The 21,117-nt window shown below is 68.3% G+C and carries 20 protein-coding genes; 10 read left to right on the forward strand and 10 right to left on the reverse strand.

The window, feature by feature from the left end; genetic code table 11:
* From JWQ81_RS00860 to JWQ81_RS00870, 3 genes are read left to right on the forward strand one after another with little or no spacing between them, the layout of a single operon-like run.
* Window positions 1-471 (forward strand): MarR family transcriptional regulator, encoded by a 471-nt coding sequence (locus JWQ81_RS00860; protein ID WP_297536794.1) that lies wholly within the window; start codon window positions 1-3, stop codon window positions 469-471.
* 30 nt (window positions 472-501) lie between these two features.
* Window positions 502-1,290, forward strand: a complete 789-nt coding sequence (locus tag JWQ81_RS00865; RefSeq protein WP_297536795.1) for a carboxypeptidase regulatory-like domain-containing protein — start codon at window positions 502-504, stop codon at window positions 1,288-1,290.
* Window positions 1,291-1,338: 48 nt separating this feature from the next.
* Window positions 1,339-2,193 carry an SAM-dependent methyltransferase gene (locus tag JWQ81_RS00870; protein WP_297536796.1) on the forward strand — a complete coding sequence of 285 codons (855 nt, stop codon included), beginning with the start codon at window positions 1,339-1,341 and terminating at the stop codon, window positions 2,191-2,193.
* Between the two features lie 145 nt (window positions 2,194-2,338).
* Here JWQ81_RS00870 and JWQ81_RS00875 read toward each other — a convergent pair whose 3' ends face one another.
* Window positions 2,339-3,943: an MFS transporter gene (locus JWQ81_RS00875; protein WP_297536797.1), complete on the reverse strand. Its 1,605-nt coding sequence runs from the start codon at window positions 3,941-3,943 to the stop codon at window positions 2,339-2,341.
* 224 nt (window positions 3,944-4,167) lie between these two features.
* On the opposite strand from JWQ81_RS00875, the gene JWQ81_RS00880 reads away from it, so the two are divergent.
* Window positions 4,168-7,473 (forward strand): S8 family serine peptidase, encoded by a 3,306-nt coding sequence (locus JWQ81_RS00880; protein ID WP_297536798.1) that lies wholly within the window; start codon window positions 4,168-4,170, stop codon window positions 7,471-7,473.
* A gap of 195 nt (window positions 7,474-7,668) precedes the next feature.
* Here the strand turns inward: JWQ81_RS00880 and JWQ81_RS00885 are convergent, their stop codons facing one another.
* The 5 genes from JWQ81_RS00885 to JWQ81_RS00905 all read right to left on the reverse strand — a co-directional run bounded on the left by JWQ81_RS00885 (window position 7,669) and on the right by JWQ81_RS00905 (window position 12,100).
* Window positions 7,669-8,517, reverse strand: coding sequence for a metal ABC transporter permease (locus JWQ81_RS00885; RefSeq protein WP_297536799.1), 849 nt, complete (start codon window positions 8,515-8,517; stop codon window positions 7,669-7,671).
* Window positions 8,514-9,332 carry a metal ABC transporter permease gene (locus tag JWQ81_RS00890; RefSeq protein WP_297536800.1) on the reverse strand — a complete coding sequence of 273 codons (819 nt, stop codon included), beginning with the start codon at window positions 9,330-9,332 and terminating at the stop codon, window positions 8,514-8,516. Before JWQ81_RS00890 ends, JWQ81_RS00885 begins: the two co-directional genes overlap by 4 nt.
* 65 nt (window positions 9,333-9,397) lie before the next feature.
* Window positions 9,398-10,276 carry an ABC transporter ATP-binding protein gene (locus JWQ81_RS00895; RefSeq protein ID WP_297536801.1) on the reverse strand — a complete coding sequence of 293 codons (879 nt, stop codon included), beginning with the start codon at window positions 10,274-10,276 and terminating at the stop codon, window positions 9,398-9,400.
* A gap of 5 nt (window positions 10,277-10,281) precedes the next feature.
* The gene (locus tag JWQ81_RS00900) at window positions 10,282-11,214 is read right to left on the reverse strand and encodes a zinc ABC transporter substrate-binding protein (RefSeq protein WP_297536802.1); all 933 of its coding nucleotides are present in this window, start codon (window positions 11,212-11,214) and stop codon (window positions 10,282-10,284) included.
* A gap of 139 nt (window positions 11,215-11,353) precedes the next feature.
* Window positions 11,354-12,100: an IclR family transcriptional regulator gene (locus tag JWQ81_RS00905; RefSeq protein WP_297536803.1), complete on the reverse strand. Its 747-nt coding sequence runs from the start codon at window positions 12,098-12,100 to the stop codon at window positions 11,354-11,356.
* 47 nt (window positions 12,101-12,147) lie between these two features.
* Here JWQ81_RS00905 and JWQ81_RS00910 point away from each other — a divergent pair, with 47 nt between their 5' ends.
* The 5 genes from JWQ81_RS00910 (at window position 12,148) to JWQ81_RS00930 (ending at window position 16,462) form a co-directional block, all read left to right on the forward strand.
* A complete protein-coding gene (locus JWQ81_RS00910) occupies window positions 12,148-13,236 on the forward strand; it encodes a cupin domain-containing protein (protein ID WP_297536804.1) in 1,089 nt (362 codons plus the stop codon).
* Window positions 13,233-14,060: a fumarylacetoacetate hydrolase family protein gene (locus JWQ81_RS00915; RefSeq protein WP_297536805.1), complete on the forward strand. Its 828-nt coding sequence runs from the start codon at window positions 13,233-13,235 to the stop codon at window positions 14,058-14,060. The genes JWQ81_RS00910 and JWQ81_RS00915 overlap by 4 nt, the downstream gene beginning before the upstream one ends.
* Window positions 14,057-14,770, forward strand: a complete 714-nt coding sequence (locus JWQ81_RS00920) for a maleylpyruvate isomerase family mycothiol-dependent enzyme (RefSeq protein WP_297536806.1) — start codon at window positions 14,057-14,059, stop codon at window positions 14,768-14,770. The genes JWQ81_RS00915 and JWQ81_RS00920 overlap by 4 nt, the downstream gene beginning before the upstream one ends.
* 94 nt (window positions 14,771-14,864) lie before the next feature.
* Window positions 14,865-15,650 carry a 2-keto-4-pentenoate hydratase gene (locus tag JWQ81_RS00925; protein WP_297536807.1) on the forward strand — a complete coding sequence of 262 codons (786 nt, stop codon included), beginning with the start codon at window positions 14,865-14,867 and terminating at the stop codon, window positions 15,648-15,650.
* An 11-nt stretch (window positions 15,651-15,661) separates the two neighbouring features.
* Window positions 15,662-16,462 carry a fumarylacetoacetate hydrolase family protein gene (locus JWQ81_RS00930; RefSeq protein WP_297536808.1) on the forward strand — a complete coding sequence of 267 codons (801 nt, stop codon included), beginning with the start codon at window positions 15,662-15,664 and terminating at the stop codon, window positions 16,460-16,462.
* Between the two features lie 249 nt (window positions 16,463-16,711).
* On the opposite strand, the gene dmpG is transcribed toward JWQ81_RS00930, so the two are convergent.
* Window positions 16,712-17,749, reverse strand: coding sequence for a 4-hydroxy-2-oxovalerate aldolase (gene dmpG, locus JWQ81_RS00935; protein WP_297536809.1), 1,038 nt, complete (start codon window positions 17,747-17,749; stop codon window positions 16,712-16,714).
* Window positions 17,746-18,651, reverse strand: a complete 906-nt coding sequence (locus tag JWQ81_RS00940; protein WP_297536810.1) for an acetaldehyde dehydrogenase (acetylating) — start codon at window positions 18,649-18,651, stop codon at window positions 17,746-17,748. Before JWQ81_RS00940 ends, dmpG begins: the two co-directional genes overlap by 4 nt.
* Before the next feature lie 40 nt (window positions 18,652-18,691).
* Between JWQ81_RS00940 and JWQ81_RS00945 the strand changes: the two genes are divergently transcribed.
* On the forward strand, window positions 18,692-19,438 hold the full coding sequence (locus tag JWQ81_RS00945; protein ID WP_297536811.1) for an IclR family transcriptional regulator: 747 nt from the start codon (window positions 18,692-18,694) through the stop codon (window positions 19,436-19,438).
* A 542-nt stretch (window positions 19,439-19,980) separates the two neighbouring features.
* On the opposite strand, the gene JWQ81_RS00950 is transcribed toward JWQ81_RS00945, so the two are convergent.
* The gene (locus tag JWQ81_RS00950; protein WP_297536812.1) at window positions 19,981-20,193 is read right to left on the reverse strand and encodes a DUF397 domain-containing protein; all 213 of its coding nucleotides are present in this window, start codon (window positions 20,191-20,193) and stop codon (window positions 19,981-19,983) included.
* Window positions 20,190-21,074 (reverse strand): helix-turn-helix transcriptional regulator, encoded by an 885-nt coding sequence (locus JWQ81_RS00955; protein WP_297536813.1) that lies wholly within the window; start codon window positions 21,072-21,074, stop codon window positions 20,190-20,192. The genes JWQ81_RS00950 and JWQ81_RS00955 overlap by 4 nt, the downstream gene beginning before the upstream one ends.
* Window positions 21,075-21,117 lie beyond the last annotated feature (43 nt).

Here is a 21,117-nt window from a genome sequence, read left to right on the forward strand (position 1 = left end):
ATGACGACCGTGCATCCGACAGAGCTGTCGGAGGAAGTCGGGGTGCCGCTCTACCGGGCGCTGGTCCGCCTGTCCCGCCGCTTGCGCAGCACCACCCCGGCCGGCGAGCTGACGTTGACGAAGCTCTCAACGTTGGCGGTGGTCCAGTCCAGCGGGTCGAGCCGGGTCACCGACCTTGCCTCGAAGCTCGGGATCGCGGCAGCGACGACGTCCCGCATGATCGACAGTCTGGGCGAGCTCGGTCTGGTCGAACGGACGCCGGATCCGGACGACCAGCGCGCGACCCGGGTGACCATCACCGCGTCCGGCGAGGCCGCGCTGGAGCGGCTGCACGAGTCCGGTACCGCCTACCTGGACATCCGCCTCGCCGAGCTTGGCGAGGCGGAGCTCAAGGCGCTCGTCGCCGCGTTGCCCGCGCTGGAACAGCTTGCCGTGAACGAAATCCCAGGCCCTGCCCAGCCACATCCTTGAGCCAGCCACATCCCTGAGGGAGCGTCGACGATGTCCAGCGAGATACAGCGAATTCCCGACCAGGCGCGGACGGGTGTGCCGATCGGCGGCCAGGTCCGCGACGGCGGCGGCCGCGCGGTCGCCGGTGCCGTGCTGACCCTGATCGACGGGGCCGGCCGCCAGGTCGGCCGCGCGCGGACCGAGCACGACGGAAACTACGAGCTGATGGCACCGGGCGCGGGAGCCTACGTCCTCATCGGTTCCGCGCCGGCCCACCAGCCCCAGGCCAGCACCGCCACGATCGGCCGACGCCCGCTGCGGCTCGACGTCGTCCTGACCGGCGCGAGCACCTTGCGCGGGCGGGTCGATTCCGCGGGCGGCGCTCCGCTCGGCGGCGCCGTGCTGACGCTCGCCGATTCCCGGGGCGAGGTGGTCGAGTCGGTCGTCAGCGGTGAGCTCGGTGACTATGCCTTCGCCTCAGTGGTCGCCGGGACGTACACGCTGGCCGTGAGCGCGGCTTCACACCGGCCGTCGGCGTTCTCGGTCGTCGCTGCCGACGGGCAGGACACCCGATTCGACGCCACGCTCGCCATCAGCTCCTCGATCGCCGGTCACATCCGGCTCGACACCCCCGTGACGGGCATCGACGTCAAGGTCACCCTCGTCGACAGCGGCGGGAACGTGGTGCGGGTGACGAATGCGGCCGAGGACGGCCAGTACGAGTTCCACGATCTCGAGCCCGGTTCCTACACGGTCATGGCCACCAGCTACGCCCCCGTGGTGGGGAACCTGACGGTCTCCGGCGGCGAACAGGTCACGCACGACGTCAGGCTCGGCTGAGCCCAGCCGGCGGCCGTTACACTGCTCCCTCTCTACTAGGGGGGCTTGATGCACGACGACGTCGACGACAGACTGCGGGCGGTAACCGGGATGTCGAGCCTGGAAAAGCCGAGTTCGGCCCGGGTTTACGACTACTTCCTCGGTGGCGACCACAACTACGCGATCGATCGCGAGTTCGCCGAGCAGCAAGTGCTGCGGGTCCCGGAAATCGGCCTCGGCATGCGCTCGAACCGCGCGTTCATCGGCCGCGCCGTGCGGTACGCACTCGACGCCGGTATCCGGCAGTTTGTCGACATCGGGTCGGGCTTACCCAGTCAGGGACAGGCGCATGAGATCGCCGACCGTGAACGTCCCGAACTCAGCGCGCATGTCGTCTATGTCGACAACGAGCAGATCGCGCACGCCCACTCGGAGATTCTGCTCGACCAAAGCGCCGATCCGGAGCGGCACACCGCCGTGTTCGGCGACTACTTCGAGTTCGAAGACCTCTGGCCGGAGATCCTCGATACGGGCTTGATCGACATCGACGAGCCGGTCTGCCTGCTCGTCACCGCGATCCTGCACTTCATGCCGCCCGAGACCCGGCCCGAGCGCGCCATGGCGTTCTACCGGGAGCAGGTGGCCCCGGGCTCCGCCCTGGTGCTCTCGCATGGTTCGGTCGAGCCGGAGAACGTGCGCGCGCAACAGGTCGCGGCCAACTATGCCAAGACGACCAACCCCGCCTATCTTCGCCGGCCGGAGGAGTTCGAGGTGTTCTTCGGCGACTGGCGGCTGGTCGATCCGGGCGTGGTCTGGACCGTCGAATGGAACCAGGACGGGGCCGAAGAGCAGTGGTGGGAGGACAAGCCGTCCCGCGCCGGCTACGTCGCCGGTGTCGCCCTGAAGTCAGAACACCAGCCCTAGCCGTTCGGAGGCAGTCTGGTCGTGAAGGCTAGCTCGACTGCCTACGCTGCAAACTCGGGTGCCTAGCCAGCCAAGTCACGTAGCCGGCAAAGTCATGTCGTCGGCCGGCGAACTCACGTTCAGCCTTCGGCCGGCGAACTCACGTTCAGCCTTCGGCCGAGAAGAGGTGGCGGACTTCGGGTTCACCGGTGGCGAGATCGAAGGCTACGGCCAGGAGGTCGCGGTCGCTGCCGGTCCAGCGTTCGTAGTGCTGGCGCTGGTGTTCGGCCCAGGACGGGACGACGAAGGTCTCCACATAACGGTCGGTCGCCGTTCCATCGCGGTAGAGGCGCCAGCGTTGGGCGCCGGTGCGGCGGCGGGGGAGTTCCAACGCCCTGGCCGCGGTCAGGAACGCGTCGGCGTTTTCGGCCGCGACCTGGTAGGTGAGCGAGACCAGGACCGGACCGTCCGTCGGGGCGGGCTCGAAGGCGAGGGTGGGGGTCGGCCAGTCGGTGATGATCGTCCGGTCCAGCTGCGTGGTCCGCGCGTAGACCGGTAGCAGCGGGACGGTGATCGCGACGACTATCAGCAGCGCGGCGCTGACCGCCAGCGCGAGCGGCAGGCTCGTATCGGCCGCGACCAGCCCCCACACCGTGGAGCCGATGGCCTGCGCGCCCATGAACGCGAGGATGTAGGCGGCCATGCCCCTGGCCCGGACCCAGGCCGGCAGCGCCACCTGCATGGCCGCGTTCAGCGTGGACAGGGTCGCGATCCAGGCGACGCCGGCCACCACCAGCGCGAGGCCGGTGACCGCGACGGGAAGGAAAGCGAGGGAAGCCGTCGCCAGGCCGAACACCGCCGCCGAGCCGGCGAGGATCGCGTTGGCCGGGACGCGGCTGCGTAGCCACGTCAGCACCCAGACCCCGGCCACCGCCCCGATACCGAGCGCGGCCAGCAACAGGCCGTAGCCCGACGCGTCGAGTTGGTAGCGCTGCTGCGCGGCGACCGGCAGTAGCGCCCACAGCGCGCTGGCCGGGGTGGCGAACAGGATCGATCGCAGGATGACGCGGCGCACGCCCGGCGCCGAACGCAGGTAGCGCAACCCAGCCGTCAGCGCCTCGCCCAGCCGTTCGGCCTCGTGACGGCGAGCGGTGCGCGGTTCTTTCCACGCCAGTGTCGCCGCGGCGATGCCGAGGAACGAGATCGCGTTGAGCGCGAACACCGGCGCCGGTCCGGCCCAGGCCACCAAGAAGCCCGCGAGGGCCGGACCGACCGCGCGGGCACCGTTGACGGTGATGCTGCCCAGCGCCGCGGCGGACGGGATCTGCTCGCGCGGCACCAGGTCGGGCTGGATCGCCTGCCAGGCCGGCCCGGTTAGTGCCGACCCGCAGCCGATGAGGAAGGTGAAGACCAGCAGCAGTGCCGGACTGATCGAGCCGACTCCGGTGAGTAGCGCGAGTACGCCGACGCACAGTGCCATCGCGGTCGTCGTCAGGTAGAGCAGCCGCCGGCGGTCGACGATGTCGGCGAGCACCCCGGCGGGCAGCGAGAGGAAGAACACCGGCAGCAGGCTCGCGGTCTGTACCAACGACACCAGCTCGGTGGCGTGTGCGTGCGAGACGAGCAGCCACTGCGCCGCGACGGTCTGCATCCAGGTGCCGATGTTCGACCCGAGCTGGGCGAGCCAGAGGATGCGGAAGGTCCGGTTGCGCAGCGGCGCCCAGGACGAACCGGCCGGAGTCGGCGATGAGGGGACGACCTGGGTGCTCACGGCACTCCTCGCGGCGGGGGCGACAGCGTAGGCGACAACTATGGCAGCCGGTCGGAAGCGTATTCGGCGCGGCCATCGGGGCGCTTCGAATTGCCCCCTTGGGCGAAGTATGCAGTTTGTCGCGGGTGAAGGCCGAATCCCGACGATAGGACCTATTCAGGGACTCCCCGATCAGGTGACGATCGGGTGCTGCCGAATCGGCGGCCACTGGGAGGGGACACCTGATGCGTTTGAGTGCTCGCTGGAGTGCGGCCGTACTGGCCGCGCTCACGGCTTCGGCTCTGGTCACCGATTCGGCGAGCGCGGCTCCGGCCGGCGGTCCGGACCAATCGGTGATCGTGGAGCTGACGGGAACGCCGGGTGCGTCGAGCCCCCACAGCGCTGCCGAAATCGCGCGGTCTCCGGTGGCAGCGGAGCTGGCGACCGCGCGCGACGTGCATGCGCTCGGCGTGGTCAACGCGATCACGGCGACCGTTACCCCGCAGCAGATTTCCACCCTGCAGCGGGATCCGCGGGTCGCGAGGATCGTGCCGAACGCCTTGATCAAGATCGCCAAGCCGCCGGCCCGCCCCACCGCGGCGAAGGTGTCCGCGGCAGCGCCGAACCTGCCCGCCGGCGCTTGTGCCGCCGACGGGGGCGTTCAGCTGAACCCCGAGGCGGTGTCGGCGATCCACGCCGTGTCCGACGATCCCGCGGCCAAGACCGCACGCAGTCTCGGTGCGACCGGCGCCGGGGTCACCGTCGGCGACATCGCGGGCAGTATCGACGTCGACAGCCCGGAACTGATCCGGCCGGACGGCTCGCACGTGATCGGCGACTACCGCGACTTCACCGGGGAAGGCGGCGCCGTCGAGTCCGAGGACATCGAGTCCTTCCTCGACGACGGCATGATCGCCGCGCAGGGCCGGGGCGTCTACGACCTCGCCGACTACACCGTGCACCACCTTTCGCAGCCGTGCAGGATCCGGCTGGAAGGCGTTGCGCCGCAGGTGAACCTCACCGCGTACAAGGTGTACGCCGCCAACGACATGACGACCACCTCGGCGTTCCTGCAAGCCATCGACTACGCCGTCGGTACCGACCACGTCAACGTGTTGAACGAGGAGGCCGGCACGTTCCCGATGCCGGACACCAGTGCCGACCTGATCAAGACGGCCAACTCGAACGCGATGGCCGCGGGCGTCACCATCACTGTTCCCTCTTATGACTCCGGACTGGCCAACACGATCTGGTCGCCCGGTTCCCAGCCCGGCGTCATCCCGGTCGGCGCGTCCACGACGTTCCGCTCCTATGCCCAAACCGGCGAAGGCGGCTTCTCGGATATCGGCGCGACCGGGTGGATCAGCGACAACATCAGTTCGCTGTCCTCGGGCGGGTCGACCGAGCAAGGCCGCAGTATCGACGTCGTCGCCCCCGGCGATCTGGACTGGGCCATCTGCACGGCCGACCCGAAGATCGCGCCGGACTGTCTCGACGATCGTGGAAAGCCCAGCGGTGTCGTACTTTCCGGGGGCACCAGCGAGGCGGGCCCGCTCGTCGCGGGAGTCGCGGCCTTGGTGATCCAGTCCTACCGCGCCACCCATGGCGGGGCCACACCGGCGCCCGCGTTGGTCAGCCACCTGATCACCAGCACCTCCGACGACCTCGGCATCTCCGGGGCCCAGCAGGGCGCCGGGTTGGTCGACGCCTACCGCGCTGTCGCGGCGGCCCGCTCCGTGCCCACCTCCGACGCGAAGCCCACGGCGATCGGCTCGAACGTCATCGCCGACACCGATCAGTTGGACGCCATCGGCGCGCCCGGGACCAGCAAACAGTTCAGCGTGACGTTGACCAACGCGGGCGCCACGTCGACCACCGTGACGGCAGCGGGCAGGACGTTGAGCGCAAGCCGGAGCATCGCCGCGACCGACGCTGTCATCAGCGCGACCGGCCCCGGTTACCTTGATGCACGAGGGAACATCAAGACGTACGTGAAGGTGCCCTTCGACGTTCCACGGGGAGCGGACCGGCTGGACGGGGATATCGCATATCCCGGCGGCGGTCGTTCGATCGTCGACCTCGCGCTGCTGGACCCGCAGGGCAGGTTGGCCGGGTACAGCTTGCCGGAAGGCCAGGGCAACCACGGACATGTCGACGTCGGCTCGCCCCTGCCCGGGCGGTGGACGGCGGTCATGTCCGCGACCCAGGTCGCCGTGACCGGCACGGTCACCGGTTTCACCGGAGCGGTGCACTTCGGCGCGTCCGTCGCCGGCAACCGTCCTTTGGGGACGGTGACGCCGAACAAGGTCACGCTGGCTCCAGGACAGTCCGCGAAGGTCAGGGTCACGGCTCCGCTGCCGGCCCACCCTGGTGACACCAGTGCCTCGCTGGTGCTGGGCAACCCGGGCAGCCCGATGACCTCGATCCCGATGACACTGCGCTCGCTCGTGCCGTTCAGCGACGGGGTCGGCCGGTTCAGCGGCCAGGTTGTCGGCGGCAACGGTCGTACCGGGACACCGGCGCAGACGTTCTTCTACAACCTGGACGTGCCGGCAGGGAAGCCCGCGCTGGACGTGACGACGGCTCTGTCCGGTGAGGCGAAGGACCCGTACTACGTGTACCTGGTCGCGCCGGATGGCCAGACCGCGGGCCAGAGCAGCAACCAACTGCTGGTGGGCAGCAACCACGGGCAGCCGGTCACCGTGGGCAGTCCGGGATCGCGGGTGCACACCACGAATCCGGCCGCCGGCCGCTGGACGGTGATCATCACGTTCACCAACCCGGTGGTCGGGGACCAGCTGTCGACCACGTTGTCCGGCAAGGTCGACTTCGCCCCGGTCGCGCCGAAGGTCACCGGGCTGCCGACGAGCGGCACACTCAAGGCGGGCGTGCCGCAGGTGGTCGCGGTGACGGTGCACAATGATTCACCGGCGGTCGAGTCCTACTTCCTCGACGCGCGGCTGAACAAGACCACGACCACGCAGCTGGCGTCCGTCACACCGTCGAAGGGCTTGACCCTGCCGCTGGCGGTGACCGCCCCGATCCCGCAGTGGATCGTGCCGACCGACACCACCGCGCTGGCGGTGTCGGCGGCCTCGACCGGGCCGGTCGTCTTCGACACCTCGCCGTACAACGGGGAACCGGACCTCGGGTCCACCGCGGACGGCAATCAGGCCTTCGCCTCGTTGACCGCGCCCGCGATCACCCCGGGGAACTGGCAGGTCAGCCCTCAGCCCGCCGGTGCGTTCGGGGCCGACCCGGCACCGAAGTCCACTGTGGACCTCACGGTGACCGCCACCACCAAGGCCTTCGACGCCGACGCCCAGTCGCCGTCGGGCGACCTCTGGCGCCAGACCGACGGTTTCGCGCCGGTCGTGGTCCAGCCGGGCCGGACATCCACTCTGTATTTGACAATCATCCCGAGCGCGCCTTCCGGCACGCTCGTTACCGGCACCCTCTACCTCGACGACAGCACCTCGTTGAGCCAGGTCGGAATCAGCCCGACCGGCGACCAACTCGCCGCGATGCCCTACCAGTACTCGGTGGCGTAGGCCCGGCATCGGTGGGCGCGACGACGCGCTACGTTGTCGCGCCCACTGGCCGCCAGGTCGCCTCCGGAAAGCGTGCCCGCTGATATCTGGTTTTCGTCCACAAAGCGACACTAGTCGAACGCTCGTTCGACGCGCATCACTCGTCTGGGTAACATTCTGCCGAGCAAAACCCTTACACGCCAACAAAGTGCGAGGTCACGGCCGCGTCAGGTTCAAGCGTTTCGCGGGGGCGGAGGTGACGAGGAGAACTACGACGTACACACCGGTGGCGACGGCGAGAATGGCGAAGCTGGGCGGAAGCGCCGCGACGCCGTAGCTCAACCCGAGTCCGGCCACCATGTCGAACACCGCGAGCAGCATCGACAAGCCGAGCGCGACGTACGGACGCGTGGTCAGGCGCTGCGCGGCACCGGCAGGCGCAGCGAGCAGCCCGAGTAACAGCAGTGCTCCGACGGCTTGGGTGGCCTCCGCCGAGCACGCGCCGACCAGCGCGAGGAACACCAGGCCGACGAGTCGGACCGGCACTCCGCGGGCGGCGGCGACGGCCGGGTCGATCGTCGCGAACAGCAGCGGCCGCGCCAGTCCGACGAGCAGCAGGCACAGCACGCCGCCGATCGCCGCGGCCGCTTGTGCCTGGCCGGCGCTGATTCCGAAGATCGAGCCGAACAGGACGTTGACCCCGGCTGATCCATTGCCGGAGCTGCGGCTGGTCGTGTACAGCGTGAGGAAGAAGACGCCGAGGCCCAGGATCCAGGCGAAGATGCTCCCGATGACGACGTCGTCGGCCACGGCCTTGGCGCCCAGCGTGCCCATCAGCACCGCGACCAGGATGGTCGTGACGAACAGCCCGAGCCGTTCGTCCACGCCGAACGCCAGCGCCCCCAACGCCCCGGTGAAGGCGACGTGGCTGAGCGCGTCCCCGGTGAAGATCTGCGCGCGCAGCACGAGGAAGTAGCCGACCAGACCGCAGGCCGCGGCGATGGGGACGCCCGCCAGCAGCGCGTGGGCGAAAAAGGGATGCGACAGCGGATCGAAGAGGTTCATGCCGCCGTTCCCAGCGGTGCGCGGCCGAGCAGGTTGCGGCCCACCCGAGCGAGGTGGGCCAGTACGTAGAGCGCGAAGGCGAACGTCGTGACGAAGAAACCGATGGGGTACACGGAGTAGTACGCCGCACCGAGACCGAGCCAGGTGACCGCGACCGCGATCACCAACGACAGCACCAGGCTCACCGCGGGACGTGCGGAGAGCACCTGAGCGGTCGCGGCGGGCATCACCAGGAGAGCGAAGACCAGCAGGGTGCCGGTGATCTGGCTCGCTTCGGCGACAGCCGCGCCGAGCACGACCAGGAACGCGGTGGACAGGAACCGGACCGGGAGGCCTCGGGCCCCGGCAACGATCGGGTCGATCGAGGCGAACAGCAGCGGCCTGCCCATGGCCGCCATCGCGCCGAGCACCACCAGGGTCACCACAAGCAGGATGACGACCTGCTGGTCCGTGATGCCCAGGAAGGTGCCGAACAGTAGCGCGTTGACGCCGTTGAGGAATCCCTTGTACAGCGCGATGAACAGGAACCCGCACGCCAGCGCGAACGCCTGGACGGTACCGGTCGCGGCGGACTCGTGTCCGTAGCTTTCGCTGCCGCCACGGGGAATCGCGGCAATGACCAGCGCCGCGGCCACGCAGAACCCGAAGTAGCCGTAGGTCGCGCTGATCCCGATCAGCGTGGCGCCGGCAGCGCCGGGGAAGCCGACGACGGCGAGGGTGTGCGCGGCGAAGGTCTGCCTGCGCAGCACCATGAACCAGCCCATCACCGCCGAAGCCACGGCGATGATGGTGCCGGCCCGGAAAGCGTTGACCATGAACGGAAAGGACCACAGTTCTCGGAGATCGGTGACAAGGTTCCAGCTAGGTCCGACAGGCGCCATCAGCGACCGGCCGGGTGCGCGTCGGTGTGGCGCGACGGAGCCTCGGGCGAGCCGACGACGACCAGGCGTCCGTCGGAGGTCCGCAGCACCTCGATCGGCGTGCCATACAGATCGGACAGTGTCCGGTCGGTGATGACCTCGGCGGGCGTGCCCGCGACCGCCCGGCCGTGGGCGAGGTAGACGACCTTGTCGACGTAGCCCAGGATCGGGTTGACGTCGTGCGCGACCATGACGACGCTGACGTTCTCCTCGCGGCAGATGCGGTCGATCAGGCCCGCGACCGCGCTCTGGTTGGGCAGGTCGAGGCTGTCCAACGGCTCGTCGAGCAGCAGTAGTGCGGGGCTGCGCACGAGGGCCTGCGCGATCAGCAGCCGCTGCTGTTCCCCTCCGGAGAGCTGCCCGATCGGACGCTGTGCGTAGGCGGAGGCGCCGACCAGTTCGATCACCTCGGCGATTCGGGTGTTCGCCGCTCTGCGGCGGGCGCTGAAGCGGCCGGACAGCGGAAGCGGGATGCCCCACCGGTCGCCGTCCCAGCCCAGCCGGACGACGTCGAGGCCCCGGACGCGCAACGACGAGTCGAAGCTGCGGCGTTGCGGGAGGTAGCCGACGCGATGGTTCGCGCGGCCGGCGGGCAGGCCGAGCACGGAGATCTCCCCGGCGGCGGGGATGAGCCCGAGCACGGCCTTGATCAGTGTCGACTTGCCGACCCCGTTCGGGCCCAGTACCGAGACGAACTCGCCGGGCGCGACGGACAGGTCCACCCCGCTCCAGAGGGTGCGGCCGCCGACTCGCACGGCCGCGCCGGACAGGGTGAGCACGGGCGACGGCGGGATCTGTCCCGCCGTCACCCGGACGCCGTTGTGTGGCTTGAGGACCATCTCGGCTATTTGCCGGTGGCCTGGGCGAGCGCCTGCTCGATGCCCTGGAGCTGCTTCGCCTGCCATTCCTGGAAGGTCGCGTTCGACGGCACGAGCGTCTCGGTCACGGTCGCGACCGGGATCCCGGCCGCCTTCGCGGCGTTCACCTGGGCCTGGACGTCCGGGGTGGAGTTCTGGCTGTTGTAGACGTAGATCTTGAGCTGCTTGTTCTTGATCTGGGTGTCGATGGTGGCCTTGTCCGCCGCGGTGGGATCGCTGCCTTCGCTGATCGCGTCGAGGAAGGTCTCGGGCGTCAGCATGGTGAGCCCGAGGCCCTCGGCGAGCGGGGTGACGATGGACTCGGACGCGCCGATCGGGGTGCCGGCGTACTTCGTCTTGATGTCGGTGATCAGCCTGGTGTACTCCGCGAGCCCCTGCGTTTCGAAGTTTGCCTTCTGCTGGGCGAAGTAGGCGGAATCCGCCGGGTCGATCCTCTGGTAGTCCGCGGTGATCTGGTCGATCACCTTGCGCACGTCGTCGGGGGAGTACCAGCGGTGCGGGTTGCCCCCGCCGGAGACCCCCACCAGATCCCCGACGGTGAGGACGGTGCGCGCGGGGTTGGCGTTGGCGGCGAGAAGCTTCGGGGCCCACGGGTCGTAGCCGACGCCGTTGACGATCGCGTACTGCGCGCCCGCCATCGTCCGGCCGTCGGCGGGGGTCGGTTCGTAGGCGTGCGGGTCGGTGTCGGGGTTGGTGATCACGCTGGTCACGCTCGTGTGGTCACCACCGAGCTGGCCGGCGATGCTTCCCCAGAAGTTCTCCGCCGCCACGACCGGGATCTTGGTGGTCGAGCCGTTCGGTGTGCCGGCCGCGGCCGCCGGCGACGACGTCGAACAGCCGGTGACAGCGGTCACGGCGACGGCGGCCAGTGCGATACCTACGGCGAACTGGAACTTCATCTCGGACAATCTCCTCATTCGGGGCGCGGGTTGTCCGCCCTCTCATCGCCCGGACAGTAAATGAATATGATTTCCGTTTCAATCTTATGCGTGAAAGCTCATGGAAATCGTTGCCGATAAGCGGAGGGGTGCCGGCAGCTCAGTAGAGGTCGTGGGCGATGGCGGTGGCGGTGGACGAGAGCGCGCCGACCCAGGTGGGCAGCTGATCCCGGTCGAAGCGGGCGGTCGGGATGGCCAGCGCGAGTGCGGCCGACGGGATGCCCTCGGTGTCCGGCACGACGACACCGATCGCGGTGACGCCCGTTTCGGTGAGCTGGTTGTTGATGGCGAACCCGCGTTTGCGGATCAGCGCCAGCTCGCGGCGCAGCTTGGCCGGGTTCGGGTCGTCCGACTCCGCGTCCGGGTAGAGCTCGGCCAGCTCCGCCGGCGGCAGCGCCGCGAGCAGCGCCTTTCCGCCGGAAGACCGGTGCGCCGGCAGCGCGCGTCCGGCCCGGTCGCCGACCCGGAGGATCTGCTCGCACTCGACGTTGGCGATGAACCGCGTCTGCCCTCCGGCGCGCACCTGCAGGTTGGCCGTCTCGCCGACCCGGTTCACCAGCGCCCGCATGTGCGGGAGCGCGGCGCGCCGCAACTCCGCGATCGGAGCGGCTGTCGTCGCGGCGTCGCCGAGGCGCAGCACCGGGCCGGCGTGGTACTGGCGATCCGGCTCCTGCTTGGCGAAGTCGCGGTAGACCAGCATCGCCAGCAGCCGGTGCGCGGTCGACCGCGAGACGCCCAGCAGCGACGCAGCCTCGGTGACCCCGATGGCTCCTTCCTGCTGCAGCACGGTGGCCAGATGCAGGGCGTGGTCGACGGACTCGATGGCGTATGCGGGTTTGTTCTTCACACCAGAATGATAGATCCTTCCATGCGGAAAGTGCCTAGGCTTTTCTCATGACCACATCGACGACTGACGCCACGCCGTTGGCGTCACGTGAACTTGACGAGCTCTATCGGGGCTTCGAGCAGGAGCGGCTCGTTCCATTGTGGACGGAAATCGGCGACCTCATGCCGCTGCACCCCACCCCGGCCGCACAACCGCACGCGTGGCGGTGGAACACGTTGCTGCCACTGGCTGAACGCGCCGGTGAGCTGGTACCTGTCGGACGCGGCGGCGAGCGGCGCGCGATCGCGCTGGCCAACCCGGGCCTCGGCGGCGCGCCGTATGCCACGCCGACGCTGTGGGCCGCCATCCAGTATCTCGGTCCGCGTGAGGTCGCGCCCGAACACCGCCATACCCAGAACGCGTTCCGGTTCGTCGTCGAGGGCGAGGGTGTGTGGACTGTCGTCAACGGCGACCCGGTGGCAATGCGGCGCGGGGACTTCCTGCTCACCCCCGGCTGGAACTTCCATGGCCACCACAACACCGGCGACCAGCCGATGGCGTGGCTCGACGGGCTGGACATCCCGTTCGTGCACTACACCGGCTCCGCGTTTTTTGAGTTCGGTGCCGACGCCGTCAGTGATGTGTCCACTCCGGACCGGTCGCGCGCGGAACGGCTCTGGGCGCACCCGGGCCTGCGGCCGGTGTCGCAGACTGCGCAGCTGACGAACTCGCCGATTGCCGCCTATCGGTGGGAACACACTGACGCCGCGCTGACCGAGCAGCTCGACCTGGAAGCCGAAGGTCACCCTGGCGTCGTCGAACCGGGTCACGCCGCCGTGCGCTACAGCAACCCGACCACTGGCGGGGACGTCATGGCGACGCTGCGGGCGGAGTTTCACCGGCTGCGCGCGGGCACGGTGACCGCGACCCGGCAGGAGGTGGGTTCCGCGGTCTGGCAGGTGTTCTCCGGGCGTGGCACCGTTCGCCTCGGCGAACGCGAGTGGCAGGTGGGTCACGGCGACCTGTTCGTGGTGCCGTCGTGGGTGCCGGTCACACTGGAGGCCGAGACCGAACTCAACCTCTTCCGTTTCAGTGACGCGCCCATTTTCGAGGCTCTGCGTCAGGACCGTGTACAGGTGAAAGGACAGCAACGATGAGGCTCGCGACGCTCCGCACCGGTGACGGCACCCGCGCGGTCCGCATTGATGGCGACCGTTACGTCGAACTCGACGCCGTCGATGTCGGGGAACTGCTCGCCCGCGACGGCTGGCGGACGGCGGCCGGCGCGGGAACGCCGATTCACTCCCTGGTGGACGCGGACTTCGCCCCGGTAGTCCCCAAGCCCGGCAAGATCCTTTGCGTGGGTTTGAACTACCGCAATCACATCCTCGAAATGGGCCGGGAGTTGCCGCGGCATCCTGCGCTGTTCGCGAAGTTCGCCGAAGCGCTGATCGGACCTCGTGACGCCATCCAGCTCGCGCCCGAGTCCGAAGCGGTGGACTGGGAGGCCGAGCTGGCGATCGTGATCGGGGCGAAGGTGCGCCGCGCCACCGAATCGCAGGCCGCCGCGGCGATCGCCGGGTTCAGCGTGCTCAACGACGTCACCATGCGCGACTGGCAGTTCCGCTCCCCGGAGTGGTTGCAGGGCAAGACGTTCGAGGCGACCACCCCGCTCGGGCCGGTTCTGGTGACCCCGGACGAGCTGCCCGGCGGCACCGCTCCCGCACTCGAACTGAGCTGCACGGTCGACGGCGAACTGGTGCAGAAGGCGTCGACCGGCGACCTCGTGTTCGGTCCGGTCGCGCTCGTGCGGTACATCTCGACGATCCTCACCCTCAACCCTGGCGACGTCATCGCCACCGGGACTCCCGGCGGTGTCGGCCACGCGCGCAAGCCGCCGCGCTACCTCGAGGCCGGTTCTCTGCTGGTGACCGAGATCAGCGGGATCGGCAGGCTCGAGAACACGGCTGTCACGGCATGAACACCGACAGGCATCCCCGCTCTCGCGGATGGCTGGATCAGGGCACCGCCGTGATCCTGGACAACGTCGCGCGGTTCGACGACGACGCGTTCGACCAGGCGAGCGGGCTCCCCGGCTGGTCACGCCGTCATCTGGTGGCGCACCTGGCGGCCAACGCCGAAGCCTTGCACCGCCTCACCCGCTGGGCCGCGACGGGTGAGCCCACACCGATGTACTCCTCGACCGAGCAGCGCGAGAACGACATCGAGCAAGGCGCCCGACTTCTTCCCCCGCTGATTCGTGACTGGCTGCACGACGCCGTCACGCTGCTGGACGCCGGGATGGACGCGCTGTCCCCGGCGATGTGGGGCAATCCGGTGTCCACCGCGCAGGGGCGCACGGTCGCGGCGACGGAGATCCCGTGGATGCGCACTCGTGAGGTCTGGATCCACGCCGTCGACCTCAACGTGGGTGTCGGGTTCGAGGACTTCCCGGCCGACCTCGTGACGGAGTTGCTCGCCGATGTGACGGCAGTGCGCTCAGCTCGCGGGAAGGGGAGGGAAGTGGAGCTGCGGTCCGCGGACGGCGGTTCCTGGCATATCGCCGGCGCCGGTCCGATGGTGATCGTGTCGGGTGACCCCGCGGATCTCGCCCGTTGGGTGACCGGTCGCGGCGTGCGAGGACTGGCATCGGGCGACAGTGCGTTCCCCGAGCTCGGGCCCTGGCTTTAGCCCGTGCCGTTCCGTTCAGTGGCACGCGCTGCTTGCGCACTTGATCCAGACGACCGACAGTGGGAGCAGCAAGTGCCACTGGAGAGGACGATCGGTGAACCCAGACGCAGTTCGTGCGGCGGCGGCCGGCCTGCTGGACGCCTACGAAACCGGCAAGCCGATCGCCCCCCTGATCGAGACCTACCCGGAAGCCACGCTCGAGGACTCCTACCGAATCCAGCAGGAACAGGTCCGTAGTTGGGTTTCCGCAGGTGCGGTGATCCGCGGGCACAAGGTGGGACTCGCGTCGGCGGCAATGCAGCGGCAGCTCGGGGTGAACCAGCCCGATTACGGACATTTGACCGGATCGATGTTCCATCTCGAACATCAGCCGATTCCGGCGGAGACGTTCATCCAGCCGAAGATCGAACCGGAGATCGCTTTTGTACTGGGCCGTCGGCTGGAAGGTCCCGGGGTCACGATTGCCGATGCCGTGCGCGCGGTCGAGTTCGTGCTGCCCGCACTGGAGATCGTGGACTCCCGTATCCAGGACTGGAAGATCTCCATCGTCGACACCATCGCCGACAACGCGTCCTCGGGCGGCGTCATCCTGGGCGGCACGCCCGCCCGGTTGGCCGACGTCGAGCTGCGCCTGGCCGGGTGCGTGCTCTACCGCAACGGCGAGGTGGCCGAGACCGGCGCCGGTGGCGCGGTACTCGGGTCTCCGCTCAACGCGCTGGTGTGGCTGGCCAACACCATCGGCCCGCTGGGCGTCGCGTTGGAACCCGGTCATGTGGTCATGCCGGGATCGATGACCAAGGCCATCACGATGGCACGCGGGGACACGGTGTCGGCCACCATCGCCGGAATCGGCAGCGTTACAGCCGTGCTGTCAGCATGAGGAGCTTCGACATGACCGACGTACTCGAGATCCGGCCCGGAGATGTGCGGCACGCGGCCGCGGTTCTCCTCGACGGCGAACGTACGGCCACAGCTCGCGGCCCGATCACCGAACTCTGGCCCGAGCTGGACCTCCGCACGGCGTACGCGATCCAGGACGAAGCTCTCCGGCAGCGTCGGAACCGCGGCGAAACCCTCATCGGGGTCAAGCTGGGGCTGACCTCCCGGGCAAAGCAGCAGCGCATGGGCATCGACTCACCTCTGGTGGCCTGGCTGACCGATGCCATGGTGCTGCCCGCCGGCGACCCGGTTCCCCGCACCGAGCTCATTCATCCGAGGGCGGAACCGGAGATCGTCTTCGTCATGGGAGACCGCCTCGCCGGGCCCGGCGTCACGGCGGCCTCGGCGATGCGCGCGGTGGCCCGTGTCCACGGCGGCATCGAGGTGATCGACAGCCGCTATCGGGACTTCAAGTTCACCCTGCCCGACGTCGTGGCGGACAACGCTTCCTCAGCCCGGTTCGTCCTCGGCCCGGTGGGGAAGTCCGCGCACGAACTCGACCTGTCGCTCGAGGCGGCGTTGCTGGAGGTCGACGGCCAGATCGTGGACACCGCCACCGGCGCTGCCGTACAAGGACATCCCGCGGAAGCGCTCGCGCTGGCCGCGAATGTTCTTGCCGAGCGCGGGCTGAGCATCGAAGCCGGCTGGATCGTGCTCACCGGAGGCATGACCGACGCCGTCCCGGTTCCCGCCGGAGGCCACGTCGCCGCGCATTTTTCGCACCTCGGATCCGTGACCCTCCCGGGCGGCTGATGGGGCGGTGGGTGCTGTTGTGGCGTTGCGGCTCGCGCGCGAGTGACTCGGGGGACGTTGAGTACAAATCATTTGTATCGGGGGACGTTTCGTACACAACGGTACCCGACCGGCCAACCCCAGCAGTCACACTGACACCACCAGCCCCACGGACGCGGGCCTCTGATCCAGTCGACGTGCGCCGGCCGCCCCAGTCCTTGCTGCCGTAGACCGGAACCCGAAACGACGTCCCCGCCCTGCCCTGTCGAACTACGCGGTGGTTTTTTCGTTCACCAGCTGGAGCGCGATGTCGATGATCATGTCTTCCTGGCCGCCGACGTACTTGGCCTTGCCGACCCGGTAGAGGATCTCGTGCGCGGGGACGCCGTAGCGTTCGCCGGCGCGTTCGGCGTGCAGCAGGAAGCTCGAGTACACCCCGGCGAAGCCCTGCACGATCGAGGATCGATCCATGACCGGCAGCCGCGTGATGTAGGGCTTCACGATGTTCTCGGCGGCGTCGAGCAACACGTCCTTGTCGACTCCGGTGGTGATGCCGAGTTTGTCGAAGACCGCGCTCAGTACTTCTGTCGGGGAGTTTCCGGCGCCCGCGCCAAGCGCGACGAGTGATCCGTCGATCTGGCGGGCCCCCGCGCGATAGGCGAGAACCGAGTTGGCGACACCGAAGCTGAGGTTCTGGTGTCCGTGGTAGCCGACCTGGGCCTGGTCGCCGAACTCCGTGACCAGCGCGGCGACCCGGTCGGAGGTCTCCTCCAACACGAGCGCACCAGCGGAGTCCACTACGTAGACACATTGGCAGCCGGCGTCGACCATGATCCGCCCCTGTTTGGCCAGGGCTTCCGGCGTGGACATGTGGGAGAGCATGAGGAAGCCGACCGTTTCCAGCCCGAGCTCGCGTGCTTTCCCGAAATGCTGGATCGACACGTCCGCCTCGGTGCAGTGGGTCGCGATCCGTACTGCTCCCGCGCCGAGATCGGCCGCGGCCTTCAGATCGGTGACGGTACCGAGTCCCGGCAGCAGCAGGACGGCGATCTTCGCGCGCTCTGCCTCGTCGACTGCCGCGGCGATGAGCTTACGTTCGTCGACCAGGGAAAAGCCGTAGTTGAAGGTCGAGCCGCCGAGGCCGTCGCCGTGGGTCACCTCGATCAGCGACACCCCGGCGGTGTCCAGCGCGCGGACCGTGTCGCGGACTTGCCGTTCGGTGAACTGGTGGGCCATCGCGTGGCTGCCGTCGCGCAGGGTGGTGTCGACGAGGCGGACCTCGCGGTGGACGTCGTCCCAGGTGGTCATACCGTCACCGCTTTCTGCTGAGCGAGGAGTTCGCCGACGCGGGCGGCGGCGGCCGTCATGATGTCGAGGTTGCCGGCGTACCTCGGCAGGTAGTCGCCGTTGCCCGCGACCTCGAGGAAGACCGCTACGCGGGCGCAACCTGCCCAGCCGGGCCGCGGGTCGTCGTACTGCGGGTCGGCTTTGAGCGTGTAACCCGGCACGTAGACCTGGACGTCGGAGACCATGCGATGGATCGACTCGGTGATCGCGTCGCGGTCGGCATCGGAGCCGATCGCGCAGAACACGGTGTCGCGCATGATCATCGGCGGGTCGACCGGGTTGATGATGATGATCGCGCGGCCTTTCACCGCGCCGCCGACGTGCTCGATCGCGTGCGAGGTGGTCTCGGTGAACTCGTCGATGTTCCCCCGGGTTCCGGGGCCGGCCGAGCGCGACGAGATGGAGGCGACGATCTCGGCGTAGGACACCGGGGTGACCCGGGAGACCGCGTGCACGATGGGGATGGTGGCCTGGCCCCCGCAGGTGATCATGTTGACGTTGGTCGCGTCGACATGCTCGCGCAGGTTGACCGCCGGGCAGGTGTAAGGCCCGATCGCCGCGGGGGTCAGGTCGATGGCGGTGATCCCGGCTTCGGCGTAGCGGGGCGCGTTGGCCAGGTGGGCCTTCGCCGACGTCGCCTCGAACACCAGGTCCGGGAGCTCGGGGCGGGAGAGCAGCCAGTCGACCCCGTTCGCCGAGGTCTCGACGCCGAGGGCCGCGGCCCTGGCCAGTCCGTCGGACGCCGGGTCGACCCCGACCATGTACCGCACATCGACGTGGTCGCTGCGCCGGAGCTTCGCGAGCAGGTCGGTGCCTATGTTGCCTGGGCCGACGATGGCGGCCACCGCGTTTCGTTGTGCCATGGTAGTTACCGTCCTCGCCAGGATGAGGCACAATCAACTCATGCGTGCCGCTGAGCGGAACGACGACGGGATGACCGCGACCCGTCTCGTGGCCTTGCTGACTGCTTTCGAGCCTGGTGACAACGCCCTGGGTGTGTCCGAACTGGCTCGGCGGACTTCCTTGGCCAAGTCGAGCGTCCATCGGCTGACCGGGCACCTGGTCGCCGCGGGGTTCCTCGAGCGCGAGGGAACGTCTGTCCGATTGGGACTCAAACTGTTCGAGATCGGGCAGCTCGCGGTTCGCCAGCGCGGGTTGGTCGACGCGGCGCGCCCGTATCTCGCGGACCTGAGAGAGGCCACGCGCAATACCGCGCATCTCGCGGTTCTGGAAGGCACCGAAGTGGTGTACCTCGACATCGTGCGCGGTCCGGACGCGCCTTCCTTGCCGTCGCGTATCGGTGGCCGGTTTCCCGCGCACGCAACCGGTGTGGGCAAAGCGATCCTGGCGTTCTCGCCGGAATCGGTGCAGGAAGAGGTCATCGCCGCCGGGCTTCCCAGGATCAGCCCGCGCACCGTGACCGCGCCGGGGCTGCTGCGCCGGCAACTGGCGAAGATCCGGAAGGACGGCGTTGCGTACGAGCGCGAGGAATCCGGGGTCGGCGTGGTGTGTGCGGCGAGCCCGCTCCTTGACGGCACGGGGTTGCCCTTGGCGGCGATCTCCCTTTCCGGCTGGTCGAACCGGATGCGTACCGAGCGCATCGCGCCGGCCGTGCGTACCGCGGCGCTGGCCCTTTCCCGCACCCTATGACTCGAATATGGCCTTGACCTGCGAAATGGAGATCCTCGCAAGGTTCTGCAACCCGGGCTGCTTGACATCGAGCCCATCCAGACCGTCTATACCGACGCGGAAGGTCATTTTGCCTTCACCGACCTGCCCGTCGGTGAGTACGAGATGCGGGTGAGACCGCCGGCGGGTTGGTGGCTGGTCTACGGGGGCAACGTCGGACATTCGGATGTGCGCCGGAACGAGCATGGCGATATGTGGCTCCAGGTGGAACCCGTGGCCTGAGCGGTTGAACAAGTGCGCCTACGTGACTCGCTCTCGAACCCAACAGAGGCTATGCAACGGTTGGCAGCAGCACTGGCGGGAGGTGAAAAGCGCGAGAGAGACCAGGTCGCAGCTTGTTTAGTGGAGGTGATTACCGACCAGGCTGGGACCCGTCGAGAAATAACCTCGCCGACTAGCTGTGCGGCGAAAGTGACAAGAAGATCCGAAATGTTGCACTCGTCGTTCCGGCAAGTAAAAAGCCCGCCCTCTCATTGGAAGGCGGGCTTTTTGCGCGTCGAAGACTACGACCTCTGAAACTCTCCATCAGACATGCCGCCAGCAAAAGCGTCCCACTCGCTTGCGGTGAAGACCAGCGCCGGACCCTTGCCCTGCTGCTTGCTGTCACGCATGGCCACGCGTCCGTCTTCCAAGAACGCAACCTCGACGCAGTTGGAATTGCTGTTGCTGCGACTGCTCTTTCGCCACAGAGCTCCGTGCAACTCAGCACTCATCATGACCCAAACTCCTTTGCTACTTCGATCAACAACTTTTTGCTGTCAGCCTCGTTCAACGAGGCACCCCAGATACGTTGAAATGCCTGGTCGTAGCGTTCGATCTCCTGCGGTTTGTCCAAGTACAAGTCGCCGGTGAAGCCATCCACATAGACGGTAGGTGGCTCACTGGCCTTGCCGTCACCGTTGGTGGGGAAACGCAACGTGACAAACGGCCCGGACATGATGCCGTGGTGTAGGCCTGCGGCGAAGGTGGCCACGCGGAGCGCGACGTTCGGCAGCTCGGCGACCTCTACCAGGCGGCTCAGCTGGCCGGCCTGAACGCCTGCGCCGCCGACTGGGCGGCGCACGATGGCCTCATTCAAGACAACTCGCAGCTCAGGGGCGGCGGTTGCTCGAGTGAGCAACGTCTGACGCTCCATACGGAGCCGAACGCGTCGCTCGACCTCCTCGGTGCCGATGTCGTCATGGTCAGCCGTGATGAGCGCCCGGGTGTAGTCGGCCGTCTGGAAGAGACCCGGTACCAACTCGGACTCATACCAGTGAAACTCGGAGGCGGCGCCCTCCAGCCCGATGTAGACGTCGAAGCCGCCAGGGATGACGTCGCCGTAGGCGTGCCACCAGCCGCGCGTCTTGGTCTCCTTGGCCAGACCCATGAGCGCCTCAGTCATCTCGGCGTCCACGCCGTAGACGCGGCACATGGCCTCGACGTCCAGGCTCCTGAGACTGGTCTGTCCGGTCTCGATGCGCCAGATCTTGGCTTCGGACCACTCCAGCGCCTCGGCCGCGGCCTTGACGGTCAGCCGCGCCTTGCCCCGAGCGTCCCGCAAGTACCTGCCGAGCTGCCTGCGCGGCACTGTCGAACCTGACATCCCGTCAGCCAACGTCTCCACCTCTCATTCTGGAGCTACCTTACATCCGCTTTGA

Origin of the sequence: Amycolatopsis sp., from assembly GCF_025464955.1 — a bacterium.
Lineage (GTDB): Bacteria > Actinomycetota > Actinomycetes > Mycobacteriales > Pseudonocardiaceae > Amycolatopsis.

Coding starts and splice junctions, on each gene's coding strand:
- JWQ81_RS00910 (WP_297536804.1), top strand. CDS start 12,148: ATGACCACATCGACGACTGACGCCACGCCGTTGGCGTCACGTGAACTT.
- JWQ81_RS00900 (WP_297536802.1), bottom strand. CDS start 11,214: ATGAAGTTCCAGTTCGCCGTAGGTATCGCACTGGCCGCCGTCGCCGTG.
- JWQ81_RS00915 (WP_297536805.1), top strand. CDS start 13,233: ATGAGGCTCGCGACGCTCCGCACCGGTGACGGCACCCGCGCGGTCCGC.
- dmpG (WP_297536809.1), bottom strand. CDS start 17,749: ATGACCACCTGGGACGACGTCCACCGCGAGGTCCGCCTCGTCGACACC.
- JWQ81_RS00940 (WP_297536810.1), bottom strand. CDS start 18,651: ATGGCACAACGAAACGCGGTGGCCGCCATCGTCGGCCCAGGCAACATA.
- JWQ81_RS00865 (WP_297536795.1), top strand. CDS start 502: ATGTCCAGCGAGATACAGCGAATTCCCGACCAGGCGCGGACGGGTGTG.
- JWQ81_RS00920 (WP_297536806.1), top strand. CDS start 14,057: ATGAACACCGACAGGCATCCCCGCTCTCGCGGATGGCTGGATCAGGGC.
- JWQ81_RS00880 (WP_297536798.1), top strand. CDS start 4,168: ATGCGTTTGAGTGCTCGCTGGAGTGCGGCCGTACTGGCCGCGCTCACG.
- JWQ81_RS00860 (WP_297536794.1), top strand. CDS start 1: ATGACGACCGTGCATCCGACAGAGCTGTCGGAGGAAGTCGGGGTGCCG.
- JWQ81_RS00895 (WP_297536801.1), bottom strand. CDS start 10,276: ATGGTCCTCAAGCCACACAACGGCGTCCGGGTGACGGCGGGACAGATC.
- JWQ81_RS00945 (WP_297536811.1), top strand. CDS start 18,692: ATGCGTGCCGCTGAGCGGAACGACGACGGGATGACCGCGACCCGTCTC.
- JWQ81_RS00870 (WP_297536796.1), top strand. CDS start 1,339: ATGCACGACGACGTCGACGACAGACTGCGGGCGGTAACCGGGATGTCG.
- JWQ81_RS00930 (WP_297536808.1), top strand. CDS start 15,662: ATGACCGACGTACTCGAGATCCGGCCCGGAGATGTGCGGCACGCGGCC.
- JWQ81_RS00890 (WP_297536800.1), bottom strand. CDS start 9,332: ATGGTCAACGCTTTCCGGGCCGGCACCATCATCGCCGTGGCTTCGGCG.
- JWQ81_RS00950 (WP_297536812.1), bottom strand. CDS start 20,193: ATGATGAGTGCTGAGTTGCACGGAGCTCTGTGGCGAAAGAGCAGTCGC.
- JWQ81_RS00885 (WP_297536799.1), bottom strand. CDS start 8,517: ATGAACCTCTTCGATCCGCTGTCGCATCCCTTTTTCGCCCACGCGCTG.